The organism is Flavobacteriales bacterium, from assembly GCA_019694795.1.
Lineage (GTDB): Bacteria > Bacteroidota > Bacteroidia > Flavobacteriales_D > UBA2798 > UBA2798.
Map to the genome: position 1 here is coordinate 1 of JAIBBF010000060.1, position 13,897 is coordinate 13,897.

16 protein-coding genes are annotated in these 13,897 nt (G+C 39.9%); 11 read left to right on the forward strand and 5 right to left on the reverse strand.

The window, feature by feature from the left end:
- Both K1X56_12980 and K1X56_12985 read left to right on the forward strand, forming a co-directional pair.
- The coding region (locus K1X56_12980; GenBank protein ID MBX7095627.1) for an ATP-binding cassette domain-containing protein at positions 1 to 1,218 on the forward strand (1,218 nt) is incomplete at its 5' end.
- A 53-nt stretch (positions 1,219 to 1,271) separates the two neighbouring features.
- Positions 1,272 to 1,643: a hypothetical protein gene (locus tag K1X56_12985; GenBank protein ID MBX7095628.1), complete on the forward strand. Its 372-nt coding sequence runs from the start codon at positions 1,272 to 1,274 to the stop codon at positions 1,641 to 1,643.
- On the opposite strand, the gene K1X56_12990 is transcribed toward K1X56_12985, so the two are convergent.
- Entirely contained in the window at positions 1,616 to 2,074 is a 459-nt protein-coding gene (locus K1X56_12990) for a DUF1801 domain-containing protein (GenBank protein MBX7095629.1), read from the reverse strand. The genes K1X56_12985 and K1X56_12990 overlap by 28 nt on opposite strands.
- A 62-nt stretch (positions 2,075 to 2,136) precedes the next feature.
- Here K1X56_12990 and K1X56_12995 point away from each other — a divergent pair, with 62 nt between their 5' ends.
- Positions 2,137 to 4,104 (forward strand): tetratricopeptide repeat protein, encoded by a 1,968-nt coding sequence (locus tag K1X56_12995; protein MBX7095630.1) that lies wholly within the window; start codon positions 2,137 to 2,139, stop codon positions 4,102 to 4,104.
- Position 4,105: 1 nt separating this feature from the next.
- Here K1X56_12995 and rpe read toward each other — a convergent pair whose 3' ends face one another.
- The 3 genes from rpe to K1X56_13010 form a co-directional block, all read right to left on the reverse strand.
- Positions 4,106 to 4,756 carry a ribulose-phosphate 3-epimerase gene (gene rpe / locus K1X56_13000; GenBank protein MBX7095631.1) on the reverse strand — a complete coding sequence of 217 codons (651 nt, stop codon included), beginning with the start codon at positions 4,754 to 4,756 and terminating at the stop codon, positions 4,106 to 4,108.
- Positions 4,753 to 5,256, reverse strand: coding sequence for a phosphoribosyltransferase (locus K1X56_13005; protein ID MBX7095632.1), 504 nt, complete (start codon positions 5,254 to 5,256; stop codon positions 4,753 to 4,755). Before K1X56_13005 ends, rpe begins: the two co-directional genes overlap by 4 nt.
- A gap of 101 nt (positions 5,257 to 5,357) precedes the next feature.
- The gene (locus K1X56_13010; GenBank protein MBX7095633.1) at positions 5,358 to 5,864 is read right to left on the reverse strand and encodes a C40 family peptidase; all 507 of its coding nucleotides are present in this window, start codon (positions 5,862 to 5,864) and stop codon (positions 5,358 to 5,360) included.
- A gap of 98 nt (positions 5,865 to 5,962) precedes the next feature.
- Between K1X56_13010 and K1X56_13015 the strand changes: the two genes are divergently transcribed.
- The 8 genes from K1X56_13015 to K1X56_13050 all read left to right on the forward strand — a co-directional run bounded on the left by K1X56_13015 (position 5,963) and on the right by K1X56_13050 (position 13,539).
- Positions 5,963 to 7,129 carry a porin gene (locus tag K1X56_13015; protein MBX7095634.1) on the forward strand — a complete coding sequence of 389 codons (1,167 nt, stop codon included), beginning with the start codon at positions 5,963 to 5,965 and terminating at the stop codon, positions 7,127 to 7,129.
- Between the two features lie 82 nt (positions 7,130 to 7,211).
- Positions 7,212 to 8,327, forward strand: a complete 1,116-nt coding sequence (locus tag K1X56_13020; GenBank protein MBX7095635.1) for an alpha/beta hydrolase — start codon at positions 7,212 to 7,214, stop codon at positions 8,325 to 8,327.
- 21 nt (positions 8,328 to 8,348) lie between these two features.
- Positions 8,349 to 8,978 carry a YdeI/OmpD-associated family protein gene (locus tag K1X56_13025; protein MBX7095636.1) on the forward strand — a complete coding sequence of 210 codons (630 nt, stop codon included), beginning with the start codon at positions 8,349 to 8,351 and terminating at the stop codon, positions 8,976 to 8,978.
- Between the two features lie 46 nt (positions 8,979 to 9,024).
- Positions 9,025 to 9,981 carry a hypothetical protein gene (locus K1X56_13030; GenBank protein ID MBX7095637.1) on the forward strand — a complete coding sequence of 319 codons (957 nt, stop codon included), beginning with the start codon at positions 9,025 to 9,027 and terminating at the stop codon, positions 9,979 to 9,981.
- Complete coding sequence (locus K1X56_13035; protein ID MBX7095638.1) at positions 9,978 to 10,883, forward strand: energy transducer TonB; 906 nt, start codon at positions 9,978 to 9,980, stop codon at positions 10,881 to 10,883. Before K1X56_13030 ends, K1X56_13035 begins: the two co-directional genes overlap by 4 nt.
- 1 nt (position 10,884) lies before the next feature.
- Positions 10,885 to 11,259 (forward strand): hypothetical protein, encoded by a 375-nt coding sequence (locus K1X56_13040; GenBank protein ID MBX7095639.1) that lies wholly within the window; start codon positions 10,885 to 10,887, stop codon positions 11,257 to 11,259.
- 238 nt (positions 11,260 to 11,497) lie between these two features.
- The gene (locus tag K1X56_13045) at positions 11,498 to 12,436 is read left to right on the forward strand and encodes a tetratricopeptide repeat protein (protein MBX7095640.1); all 939 of its coding nucleotides are present in this window, start codon (positions 11,498 to 11,500) and stop codon (positions 12,434 to 12,436) included.
- Positions 12,437 to 12,519: 83 nt separating this feature from the next.
- Positions 12,520 to 13,539, forward strand: coding sequence for a hypothetical protein (locus tag K1X56_13050; protein MBX7095641.1), 1,020 nt, complete (start codon positions 12,520 to 12,522; stop codon positions 13,537 to 13,539).
- Here the strand turns inward: K1X56_13050 and K1X56_13055 are convergent.
- The coding region (locus K1X56_13055; GenBank protein MBX7095642.1) for an SAM-dependent methyltransferase at positions 13,536 to 13,897 on the reverse strand (362 nt) is incomplete at its 5' end. The two genes, K1X56_13050 and K1X56_13055, sit on opposite strands and share 4 nt — an antisense overlap.

Sequence of the window (13,897 nt, forward strand, 5' to 3'; positions counted from 1 at the left end):
GTGATTTTTGGTCGCTTCATTAAGCGCTTGTCGAAAGAAGCACAAGATAAAGTGGCCGAATCGAATGGAGTAGTGGAGGAGACACTTACGGCGATTGCCAGTGTAAAAGCATATGCCAATGAAGTGTATGAAATTGCGCGTTACAAAAAAGCAACCAATGAAGTGAAACAACTTTCAATGCGTGGAGCAATTTGGAGAGGTGCATTTGTTTCGTTTATTATTTTTTGCATGTTTGGTTCCATTGTGTTTGTGCTTTGGCAAGGTGTATTGCTCACCCAAAGTGGAGAAATTGCAAAAGGAGATCTTGTTTCGTTTGTGATGATGTCCGTTTTTATTGGTGCTTCATTTGGAAGTATTCCCGAGTTGTATGCCAAACTTCAAAAATCCATTGGTGCCAGTGAGCGTTTAATGGATTTACTGGAAGAAATTCCAGAGCCTGTAAATACCAATGAAAAAACAGTACAAAAATTCCGTCTTCTCGGTGAAGTTGAATTTTCCCATGTGGGTTTTCATTATGAAAGTCGACCCGATGTTTCCGTTTTAAAGGATGTATCGTTTAAGGTAAAACCCGGACAACAAATTGCCATTGTAGGTCCCTCCGGTGCAGGTAAATCCACCATTGCATCCATGTTGCTGAGGTTTTATTCACCCGTTAAGGGTGATGTGTATTTCGATGGCAAAAAGGCGTCGGAATACGATTTAAGTTCACTTCGTGATCAGATGGCGATTGTTCCTCAGGAGGTCATTCTCTTCGGCGGAACCATTCGCGAAAACATTGCTTACGGAAAACCGGGAGCGAGCGACGAAGAAATTATGCGTGCTGCAGAAAAAGCCAATGCCTGGGAATTCATTCAGAAATTCCCCGAAAAATTAGATACGGTAGTGGGCGATAGGGGCGTGCAGTTATCGGGCGGACAACGCCAGCGTATTGCCATTGCTCGTGCCGTATTAAAAGATCCTTCCATTCTAATTCTCGACGAAGCCACCAGTTCCCTCGATTCGGAAAGTGAACGTTTGGTGCAGGATGCGCTTGAAAAATTAATGCAGGGCAGAACTTCATTTGTTATTGCACATCGTTTATCCACCGTACAACGCTCCGATCAAATTCTTGTTGTAGAAGACGGCTCCATTCGCGAATCCGGCAAACACGACGAGTTACTCAATATGGAAAATGGTCTCTACAGCAAGCTAAGCCGTATGCAGGGGATGTTGAGTTGAAATGAATTTTTTTCTTTTCATTTTTTTCTCAAATCAACTCAATACAAAACTTAGTGAAATTTATTTCCCTTCGTGCCTCCATGATATTTCCCACCCGGCAATCCTCCGATTCCACACTTCACTCCGAATTACGCAAAGTATACACTACCATTTCATCACTCTTTTTTTCCAACTACCTTTTTACCCACTACCAACTACCCACTACCAACTACCCACTACCAACTACCCACTACCAACTTCCCACTTCCCACTTCCCACTACCCACTACCCACTACCCACTACCAACTACCCACTACCAACTTCCCACTTCCCACTTCCCACTTCCCACTTCCCACTTCCCACTTTCCACTTCCCACTTCCCACTTCCCACTTCCCACTTCCCACTTCCCACTTCCCACTACCCCTTAGAAAAAGCACTCTCATAACGGGCAATCCAATCCTTGGGCGACATTTTTTTCGCTAGCTCTGCGATAAGATCATAAGGAATGTCCTCTGTTTTTTTAAAACGGATGCAGCTTTTTCCCATATCAAGTTTTTTGCTGGAAGCTTTTGCAAATTCAGATTGAAACCAATGCAGCAATTTTTCATCTGCATAAATTCCCATGTGATATATGGCGATGAAATTTTTTTGCGAAGCGATACTTAAAAAAGGTAAAGCCTGTTTAGGATCGCAATGATATCCCTTGGGATATAATTTATGCGGTACTACCCAACCCGGCATACCGTACGACATCGATTCTTCAAATCCTTTCGGAAGATTTTTATTGATGAGCGTTCTTAGTTTATTCATGGCATCCCGGCGATCTTCAGGGAGGTCCTTAAAATATTGGTCGGGAGTAGACGCTTTGGAAATCATAGGATTACTTTTTCTAAAAATAAAAAAAATTAAGTATTCATCTCTTTTATTATATTTAAAACATGGGCTACATCATCAGGCGAACCGGATTGTTTTTTATGCTGCTGATTTCGGTTGCATCCGCTGCATCCACACTGGATTCGCTTGCCCGTGAGTTGGAGCAACATCCTGATGCAGATACCACCCGCGTAAAAATTTTGCATGAATTGAGCAGGGGCTGGATGAAAATCGATCTGGAGCGGGCGAAGAAATATTCCGAAGAGGCTTTGTCCATTTCGAAGGATATTAATTACGATGAAGGATATGGTCAGTCGCTCATTAATCTGGGAGATGTCCATTATTACAAAGGCGATTATGATTTGAGTGTCGATTATTCCCTGCAGGCGGTTTCGTTTTATGAGAAGAAAAAAGATTATTTGGGAATTGCAGCAGTGGAAAACAATCTTGGTGCAGTGTATTATGCACAGGGGAAAATAAAAGAAGCGCTGATTCACTATTCCCGCTCGGTGGAGCATTATGCTAAAATTAACGACCGTAGCGGAATTGCCCGTGTGCAAAACAACATTGGGAACTTATATTTTTCTACCGACGATCTGGAAAATGCCTTGTTGTATTATGAAAAATCCTTAGCCCTAAAACAAGAAATGAACGATCGCGACGGAATAGCGATGTCGCTCAACAATATTGGAAATGTTTACGGCACCAAAGGTGATTTCGAAAAGTCGCGCGATTATTTTATCCGTTCGATGAAAATCAGCGAGGAGTTAAATGATATTTACGCTGTGGCTATGACCATGAATAATATCGGTTTATTGTATCAAATGGAGGGCGATACCACGGAAGCGTTAATTTATATGCGGCGCTCGTTAAAGAAAGCCGAATCGATTCATGCTCTGGATCTGGAAAAAGATGCCTGGATAAGCATTTCGGAATTGTATCAGGAACATGGAAGATATAAACAGGCACTTGAAAGCTACAAAAAATATATTCAGGTAAAAGATAGTCTGCTCGATGAACAAACCCGAAAAAACATCGACGATTTAAAAGCTAAATACGAGAGTGAAAAACAAGCTCAGGTGATCGAGAATCAAACAGAGGAAATTTCGCGCGAAAAAAAATTCAACAATCTGTTGAGCGTGGTTATTGTATTGGGAATTGTGTTTGCGGTTTATCTTGTTTACAGCAATATTCAACGCAGAAAAGCCAATCAGCTACTCCGCGATCAAAAACATGTGATACAGATTACCAACGACGAATTATCGGAAAAAAATAAAAATATTACCGACAGTATTCTCTATGCTTCGCGCATACAGCAGGCCATGTTACCGCCATCTGCTTACATCAAAACCAACTTCCCCGATTCCTTTGTTTATTTTTCTCCAAAGGATATAGTAAGTGGCGATTTTTACTGGATGGAAAATTCGGGTAAAGAAATTTTATTTGCGGTAGCCGATTGTACAGGGCACGGTGTTCCGGGAGCTTTTATGTCGGTAGCCGGCTCCAATCTACTCACCGAATCGGTAACGCAACATCATCTCACCAATCCCGGATTAATTTTAGATGAGATCAATCGCGGCTTAGCGAAAATGCTGCATCAGGATAGCAATGATGAAATGGTGCGCGACGGAATGGATATTGCCTTGTGTGCATTCGATAAAGAAAAGCATCTGTTGCGTTTTTCCGGCGCATTTAATCCCTTATGGATCATCCGCGGATCAGAAATCATGGAATACCGCGGCGATAAATATCCGGTTGGAGCGTATGTCGATAAATACGAAGTAAAATTCAGCACCACCGAAATCCAATTGTTACCCGGAGATACACTTTATATTTTTTCGGACGGATACAGTGATCAGTTTGGAGGTGAACACGGAAAAAAACTGAAGGATTCCAACTTTAAAAAAATCTTGTTAAGTGTTCAGCATTTACCGATGGCAGAACAAATGGAATTCATCCGCACTTCTTTTCAGCAATGGAAAGGTGATCTTGAACAGATCGATGATGTTTGCGTAATGGGAATTCGATTCTGATTTATTTCTTTAAATCGGCAATCGTTGCAATGGGATCTTTGGAATTGAACACAAAGCTTCCTGCCACCAATGCATCCGCACCTGCTTCGTACAATTTTCTTGCATTGGCCGTAGTTACACCACCATCCACTTCAATCAGGGCTTTTGATCCGCTCTTTAAAACGAGTTCCTTGGCTTGCGCTACTTTTTTGTAGGTGTTCTCAATGAATTTTTGTCCGCCAAAACCGGGATTCACACTCATAATCAAAATCAGGTCGGCATCGGCTGCAATGTCTTCCAATACCGAAACGGGAGTATGCGGATTAAGCGCCACACCTGCTTTCATCCCCTCATTTTTAATGGCCTGAAAACTGCGGTGTAAATGCGTGGAAGCTTCGTAATGGACCGTCAATATTTCGGCTCCTACGGCTTTAAATTCTTTGATGTAGCGTTCGGGTTGCACAATCATCAAATGCACGTCTAATGGCTTCGTAGCATGCTTGTGAATGGCATCGATAACCGGCATTCCGTAGGAAATATTCGGGACAAACACACCATCCATCACATCGATGTGAAACCATTCGGCAGAACTGGCGTTCACCATTTCGCAATCGCGTTGAAGATTACCGAAATCGGCGGCTAAGATGGAAGGGGCGATAATGGGACTGTTCATAGGAGGAATACGGAATCTTTTCCGTCTTTGAATTCAACTTCGATATGTTCCTGCAACGTGGTGGAGAGGGTGAGTCCCACAAAATCTGCACGGATGGGAAAACGACGGTGGCGACGATCCACCAGGCAAACGGTATTCATTTTTTTTAGGGGCGCCTGCAGCAAAAACTGAGCGGCATAAATCAGTGTTTTACCACTGTTCAATACATCATCCACCAAAATCACACGCTGGTCCCTCAATTCTTCGGGATGAATACTCAAATTGATGGATTCACTCAGTGGATTTTCTTTGTTCATGCTGAGTTTCCCTAATTCGATGCGCAAGGGAGAAATGGATTTTAAAATGGTCGTTAAACGCTCCGCCAATTCATAACCTTGTCCGGCAATCCCAATGATGTATAATTTTTCGGCGTCGAAATGATTCTCATACAATTCATGCGCAATTCGCTGAATTTTCTGGCGGATCTGATCGTGATCCAATACAAGGGTTGCTTCGGACATAGTGCGAAGTTAGAAATTGAAATTGAAACCCGAAAAAATTAAAGGCCCGGAGCAGGTAAATGGTGAATAAAAATAGGGGAGGGACCTGTAAAGGGAAGAAATCAGGATTTAAGCCGGCCTGAACTGAAGTAATATTTGTTGTAATAGTTCTCCCTCAAATCGTTAATCATCACGCCTCCGTGCACAGCGGCATGAATGAATTTGTGGTTGCCCAGATAGAGACCCACATGCGAAATGGTGTTTTTGCGGATTTTAAAGAAAACCAAATCACCTTCTTCCAATTGATTCCGGTCAATTTCCACACATTTCTTAAAATGATCACCGGCCGATCCACCCAATTGGGTTCCATAAATTTTATTGCAAATCACGCCTACAAATCCCGAACAATCCACACCCTTTTTCGATTTGCCGGCATATTTATACCGAACCCCCATCCATCCCATGATTTCTTTATAGAGATTCATGTTGGTGCACAGACTATCATAGGCAATTCCGTTTTTATTCATAAAGGAAAAAACTTCCTCATCAGAACGGGAACCCGGAGCCGCGGCATGGGCGGAAAGTGAAAGTCCAAGACTCAGAATTACTATGGAAAACAACATTTTCACGGCGCAAAAATAATGGATCGCAAGGTAAAACGCTGTTAATAAAATCCTAAAAAACATGGTTTTGTTAACAAAGTCAATCTTATTTTTAACCACTGGCAATGAAAATTAAGCGCAATAAAATAATTCGTCCTGTTCCCGAACTGAAGATGCCTATTTCTTTTCCAGGAACCGGATGGATCCTCATGTTCATTTTTACTTCTATTTCCTCTTTTTCACAAAGTGATTCGCTGGAAAAAAATAAACGCGAACTGAATTTCGTGGCCTATTCCGATTTTTTTTATGCCTGGGATTTTAATCAGCCCAAAGGAGAAAAGCGGCAGGATTATTTTTACAACTACAATCTTCATAATACCTTTTATCTCAATCAGGCTTTTGTGGGATTTGAATACAATGCACAAAAATTTCATTCAAAATTCATTGTGCAGGGAGGTTCTTATGTCGATCAGAATTACGCTTCGGAACCGGATGGATTAAAAAATATAGCTGAAGCATATCTGGGATTTTCATTGGGGAAAAACAATAAATGGAACATCGATGCAGGAATTTTTTCATCGCATATCGGATTCGAAAACACGGTTTCATTCGATAACCTGACGTTGACGCGTTCTCTTTGTGCTGAGAATTCACCTTATTTTGAGTCGGGACTCCGCCTGAAATATTCGGCCAATGAGCGCTTGGATGTGGTTGGACTAGTACTTAACGGTTGGCAAAATATCCAGACAAAAGGGATGAAAGACAGAATTTCGGGTGGTACCCAAATCAACTGGCGCCCCTTCTCTGTTCTTGAATTTAACTGGAGTACGTTTTTTGGTCAGGTCGATTCATCGATGCGTTATTTCAGCAATGTGTATGGCAAAACTTCATTGGGAAAAAAATTAAAATTAATTGCCGGATTCGATATTGGAGTTCAGTCCGATAAAGGGAAAATAATTCGTCCCGCTGCCTGGTATAGTCCGGTAATCATTATGCAGTACGCGTTTTCTGAACGCTACACTACAGGATTACGTTTTGAACGCTATTCCGATCCCGGCGGAAAAATCCTTGGCGTACAGGATATTCATATTCACTCGATATCGGCAAATATGGATTTTAAACCATCAGATTCATTTATTTTTCGAATGGAAATCAGGTATTTTATCAATAAGAATGCCGATGTGTTTAAACGACAGAATGATTTAGTCCGGGATGATTTATTGCTGACTACCGGTATAGCTTACCGCTTTCAATCGTCGCGGAAACTTCCGGAAAAAAGGATTAAATTGTAAAATGTTAAAGCAAATTGCCCCAAAGATAAATGATGGAAAGAAAGGAATAATCCTCTTTATACTTTTCACATTTTCAGTACAAGTGCTATTTGCTTCCTCAGGCGGAAATAAAGAGTTGAATATTGGACTTGATCATCAAATCATTTACGATTCTACGTTTACCTACGAGCAATATAATTATTCCGGACCTGCTCCTTTGTTTTTAACGATTTGGTTTCCGGTTAAAGGAAAATTAAAAGGAGATTTCATCAGCATGGAAAAATTGCTCCATCCTGTTGTTCCTCCGCAACTGGAACAAGTGTATTCTGCATTGTTAAATAAGCAGCTTGAAATTGTAGTTAGAGATGCTTTTAAAACCAATATTTCTACAGACGAAGAGATCAATTATCCGGATTCGGTCAATGGAAAATTGTTGCATTATTTTTCTTCTTTAACAACTGCATCTAAAGCGGGAAAATTTAAAAAATCTTCATTTCCTGTCATTGTTTATCATCACGGTTCACAAGGATTCGCTGCCGAAAATTGGGAGTTGTGCGAATATTTTGCAAAACGTGGATTTATTGTTGTCAGCTCCAATTTTCATTGGTCGTTTAAGGATGTCATTTTCGGTTTGTTTCCATATCATTTTAAGCGGAGTGAAAATTATTCGGAGGTCCATCGAATGATTCGCTGGGCGAAGGAAAATGGAAATGGTGATGTGTTTTTCATAGGTCACAGCTGGGGTGCGCAGCAGGGTTGGTGTACGCTGCATAATCCGGGTCCTGTTAAAGCTTTCGTTTCATTGGAGACCACCGTCGAAATGCGAACGGATACCTCCGTCATTAAGGAATTTTGGCCGCTGGTTTATGAATCGCTAAAAACGAATTCAAATAAGCTACCCATTCCCGTTCTTCAATTTTCCAATACCGAAAAGGACGAACCATTCGCTTTTTTTGAAAAGTCCTGCACATCAACCTTTGTTCAGGCGGGCTACAAAACTTATTTTCCGCATAACGCATATACTTCCGTTTTTTTCTCGAGAATGTGGATGAATGAGCAATTGAACAATCCCGATCAGAAGGCTTTGCTTTTGTATCATCAGGTTTATGTAAAGCATCTGGAAATGATCCATCAGTTTTTACTGCATCATAAAACGACAAAATTGGATTACTTTGGTCCATACGCTACAGATTTTTACCTGCATTATCCGAATCAATAAGCCTTTTTCCTATTTTTAACTATGGTTCCAAATCCGATTGTCGACGAATATTTTACTGATGGCTGTGGACGTTGTCCTCTGGCCGCTACTCCCGAATGCAAAGTTCATCGCTGGAAGGATGAATTAAAGTTGATGCGTGAATTGTTATTGGAGAGCGGTTTACAGGAAGAACGTAAATGGGGCGTTCCGTGTTATACCTATAAAGGGAAAAACGTGATTTTATTGGGCGCCTTCAAGGAGAATTGTGTCATCAGTTTTTTGAAAGGCGTGTTGTTGAAGGATCCAAAAAATGTCCTTGAACTCCCGGGAGAGAATTCGCAGTCGACCCGCTTTATCCGCATTACTTCACTAAAGCAATTATCTAAATTAGTTCCCACCATCAAAGCGTATTTACAAGAAGCAATATTGGTGGAGAAATCGGGACAAAAAGTGGAGTTGAAAAAAACGGAAGATTATGAAGTCCCTTCGGAATTAAGTGCTATTTTAAAGAAAAATGCCTCACTACGTAAAGCATGGGAGAAGTTAACACCGGGACGAAAACGTTCGTATTTATTGCACGTGGGATCCGCTAAGCAGGAAGCGACGCGGGTTTCGAGGGTGGAGAAAATTATTCCCGGAATCATGGCCGGAAAAGGTTTTGGAGAGAGGTAAATAAGTGAGCCTATCAAATAAAATGTAAATTTCTTTTTACTTATAAATGATCCGTTTCTTACATCGCATTCTACCGGAATCCCCAAAAAAATTGTTTTGGGCTTCTGTTTTATACACATTAATTTTTGTCGCACTACTCGTATACCTTTCCATATTCTGGCTTTCGCAATATGGTTTACTGATTTTTATTCTGGTTCCATTTTTACTTGGGGCACTTCCAGTGATGCTGTATTCATGCAAGCATTATCCGGATCGGCGACTTGCTGCCAATCTGGGAATTGCAACGTTTATAAGCGCTAATTTTTTAGCATTTTTTCTCGCTTTCGAAGGAGTAATGTGTCTGCTGATGGCATTTCCGATTACGCTCACTTTTTTATTTACAGGGAATTTTATCGCCTATTATTTTGTTGAGGAGGCAAAAAAGAATCATCGCTTATTTCTCCCGATTTTAATTGTTATTCCACCGGTCATAATGTTAGATATAAACCGCGATCCACAATTGTTTTCCGTAACTACATCCATCGAAATCAATGCAGATACGAAAGAGGTTTGGGAGAATGTGGTTACTTTTCCTGAATTAAATGCACCTGAGGAATTGATGTTTCGGTACGGGATTTCCTATCCCATTAATGCCACCATTAAAGGTAATGGAGTAGGGGCAGTTCGGTATTGTAATTTTAATACAGGAAGTTTTGTTGAACCCATTACCACCTGGGAGGATGAAAAGTTGCTTGCATTTGATGTAGTTGAACAACCTGTTCCGAAGCAGGAATTGAGCTTCTGGGATATCGATGCTCCGCATCTCCATGATTTTTTCGTGTCGAAAAAGGGTCAATTCAAACTAAGTACTTTGCCCAACGGAAATACCTTACTGGAAGGAACAACCTGGTATTATAATAATATTTATCCTGCTTTTTACTGGAAGTGGTGGAGCGATTATATTATCCATAAAATTCATTATCGTGTATTGAACCACATAAAAATTAATGCTGAATCGAAATGAAAAAACAATTTTTCCTAATTACGCTGCTAATCGTTCTACATAGTTTATCGGAGAATGCCTTTGCATATGATTTTTCTAAAGCTGAGAAAAACGCCATTGGGAAAATCAGCGAAAAATTGATGCAGGGTTGCGGTAAGGACACTACGTATTTCTTTACTGCTAACAAGGAATTGCAAAAAGCGATTTATTCTAAAGATGAAGCGGGAGTTAATCGAATTTCCAGAGATAATTATGATTTACTGGTGAAAGCAGGTTTTATTTTAAAATCGAATTTAAATTATTCCCTCCTCGCAGAAATTATGTTTAATGCGTGCAAGGATAAAAAGAAGCTTGAAACTGAACATGAGAGTTATTCCGATTGCTATGTTCATTTTAAGAAATTATCTGTTATGGAAAATTTAAATAATTTAAGTCCAATCCTGGAATTTTCATGGGTGGCTGATATTAAACCGAGTGATGTTCATAAATCATTGTATACGTTTTATACCCATTTGATCAGAGTATTGGTATTTCAGCGTGCAGCGACCGAACTATCGAATGAAATACCATCCAATACATTGAAGGAGGAAATAGCTGTTTTCCCACCCGAAAAGAAAGACAGTTTAAAAAAAGAAGAACAGGTTTATGATGTGGTTGAAATTGCACCTTCTTATCCGCTCTCGAAAGAGGAATTAAAAGCCCGATTAACGGTTAAAGATGCTGCGATAAAAGGAAAGGTATACATTCAGTTTATTGTCAATAAAGATGGCACTGTATATGATTTTAAAGTATTGCGCGGTTTGTCTGAACAACAAGATAAAAAAGCCATTGAATTGATTAAGTCGTTGGGTAATTGGATTCCCGGAACTCAGAACGGTGTAAAGGTGAATTGCCGGTATACTCAACCTGTTTATTTTGAATGATATGAAAGCAAAACCATTTTTAGGGATTCTTCATCTGCTATCCTCCTTTCCCATGTTGTTATTGGGAGGAATGTTAATGTTGACTCAATTCGCCATTCTTGCTCCGGCATTTTTGTTCCTTGGTATTTTTACCATCGTTACTGCTTTGGCAACCCGTTTTTATGATCGCTCGCGCAATGGCAAAAATCCGCTAGCCTGGGTTTTAATCCAACTCTTTTTAGTGCTGGGCTCATTTTTGTTTTTATGGTCCGTATTTAGTCAGTACGGCAAAGGAGTTTCCGATGCCGAATTATTGTTTCAATGGATCAGTATGACCGCAGCCGCCAATGTGGTTTACCCTTTTTATTTGCTCGTGGTCTTGTATCGGAAAAAATAAAATGACTACTGTTTTATCTTCGGTACTTCTGGTTTGCGTTTTAGTTCGACTTCTCCTGCTCAATGTCGGAGAAAAGCCATTGAATGAATTCCGTTTGACAATTTTTTTGGCCCTGGCATGCCATTTATGGAATTAAAGAATAAGTCCATCCGGATTATTTCTCATGTTGTATATGGATTTCAAATCCTGATAATTTTGTATCTTTTGATAGAATTTGTACATCATCATTCCTGAAATTATGCGTAGCTATTTCCTTTTAATGTTGTTTTTATTCTCCGGAATTGTGCGTTTAACGGCGCAATCGGAAGAAGAATATTTTATTGAAGCACAGAATAAATACCAGAAAGGCGATTACGCTGCTTGTATTACGATCATCAATAAAGCCATTCAGAAAAATCCGGATGTCCCCCAGTATTACGATCTAAAAGGCGACGCATTGGTAAAATCCGAAAAATACCAGGATGCTTTTGATTGTTTTAGTCTGGCCATTCAGAAGTTTCCTAATTATTGGGCACCCTATTATTCGCGTGGACAAATCCTTGCCGCTACGATGGATTTCGATCTGGCCATTCGGGATTTTACTACAGCCTATGATTTGGCGCCGGGTGAAGAAGAGAAAGAATCGTGTTTGGTCCATAAAGCCACTTCATTAACGGGTAAGCGCGATTTTAAACCGGCTTATGATATTCTTATAGCCATGTATAAAAAAGATACAACCAACCTGGTGGCTTTAACCAATCTTGGTGCTATCTGCGATGAAATCGGTAAGCCCGAAGAAACGATGTTTTTCCTGTTAAAAGCAATTGAGGTCGACAGTACCTTTTATCCGGCATTAGGAAATATCGGATACAAATACCAGAATATGGGTCAATATGAAAAAGCCATTTTTTATTACAATAAAATTTTAGCCCTGAATCCAAACGAACCTCTTGGTTACAGCAACCGGGCATTTAATTTATACAAGTTGGGAAGATTGGATGAAGCCATGAGCGATATTAATCGATCCATCGAACTTTATCCCGCCAATTCGTATGCCTACCGTGTGAGAGGATTGATCTGGCTCGAAAAAAAGAAAAAGAAAAAAGCCTGCGAAGATTTTCAAATGGCCATAGATGGTGGATTTACCAAAATGTATGGCGATGAAGTGGAAAAATTAATGCGTGAGCATTGTAAATGATTTTGTTTTCTTAGCTAAGCTTAACATTTTTTAATTTTTAATGATCCCGATTTCCGTGAGATTTGTTTTCAAATACTTTTCTCATGGAAAGAAAAAAATGGATATTAATTTTTTTGTTACTGCATTCCTCTTATCTGTTTGCACAGGAAATTTCTCCCGAAAAACTTGGATTTACTGAAGTTGTATTGAAAGATAAAAACCTGGGTGATATTCATTATTACATCACCAAGTGCGGTGAAAAAGAAAATAAACCGGTATTGCTTTACCTCGATGGATCAGGCGCCTATCCTTTATTTCAGTATACAGAACGTGGATTGGGATCTTCTGTTCCCTTTGATTTTAAAAAAATAAGCGAAGAATATCATTTGGTAATCATTAGCAAACCGGGTGTTCCTTTTTGCGATTCAGTTAAAATGTCGGATTATGGATATCCCGAATATCCGGTGCCGGAGGAATATAAAAAGCGACTTTCACTCGAATGGCGAAGTCAGTCAGCCTCAAAAGTCATTGCCGATGTTAAGCGAAAAAATAAAATCAAAAACAATAAAATTGCGGTATTGGGAATATCAGAAGGATTTCAGGTTGCAGCTCATCTTGCTTCCACAAATAAATCGGTAACACATCTTTTGATTTTTGTGGGAAATGGTCTTACTCAGTTTTTCGATTTTTTACTGCAAAACCGAATCGATGCGCAATTGTCGAAAATAACCCTTGAGGAATCGCAGCAGGAAGTCGATTCACTTTATGCCATTATCCGCGATATATATCAACATCCCAATGCAACCGATAAGGAATGGTACGGTCATACCTATTTGCGATGGAGTAGCTTTTGCAGTTTTAATCCTACAGAAGCGATTTCGTCACTGAACATTCCGGTTTACATCGTTGCTGCGGCTAACGACAGAAATACTTCGGTTTTGGGTACCGATTACCTTTATCTGGAAAGCATCCGGAAAAATAAAAACAACATTAGCTATCATGTTTATCCATACGATCATTCATTAAATGAATATGTATTGGATAAGGAGGGACAAATTACCGGCGTAAAACCTCATTTGCAGGAAATTTTGCAGCAATCGCTCGACTGGTTAAAACTGAATTAATCATTACTGATTTCAATCCATACTTCATTTCCTTCTCTCGGTTTTATGGATTTTTTGCATGGAATAATATGAATGTTTCCGAATGCCTTTTTAAAACGCTCCTTGTATTCTTCCATCGTGCCGCCGTATGGGGGACGATCCGTATTCATAGGTGCGTTAAACATTAATCCGACTAGTTTACCATTGGGCTTTAACAATGATTTCATTTTTTGTACATAGGCATCACGCAGTGAAGGATCGAGTGCACAGAAAAAGGTTTGTTCAATTATGAGATCAAACGATTGTTCGATTTTGAAAAAATCTGCAACCAATAAATGTTCCGAAGGAAAATCCGGAACGCGTTTCGAAAATTCTTCCA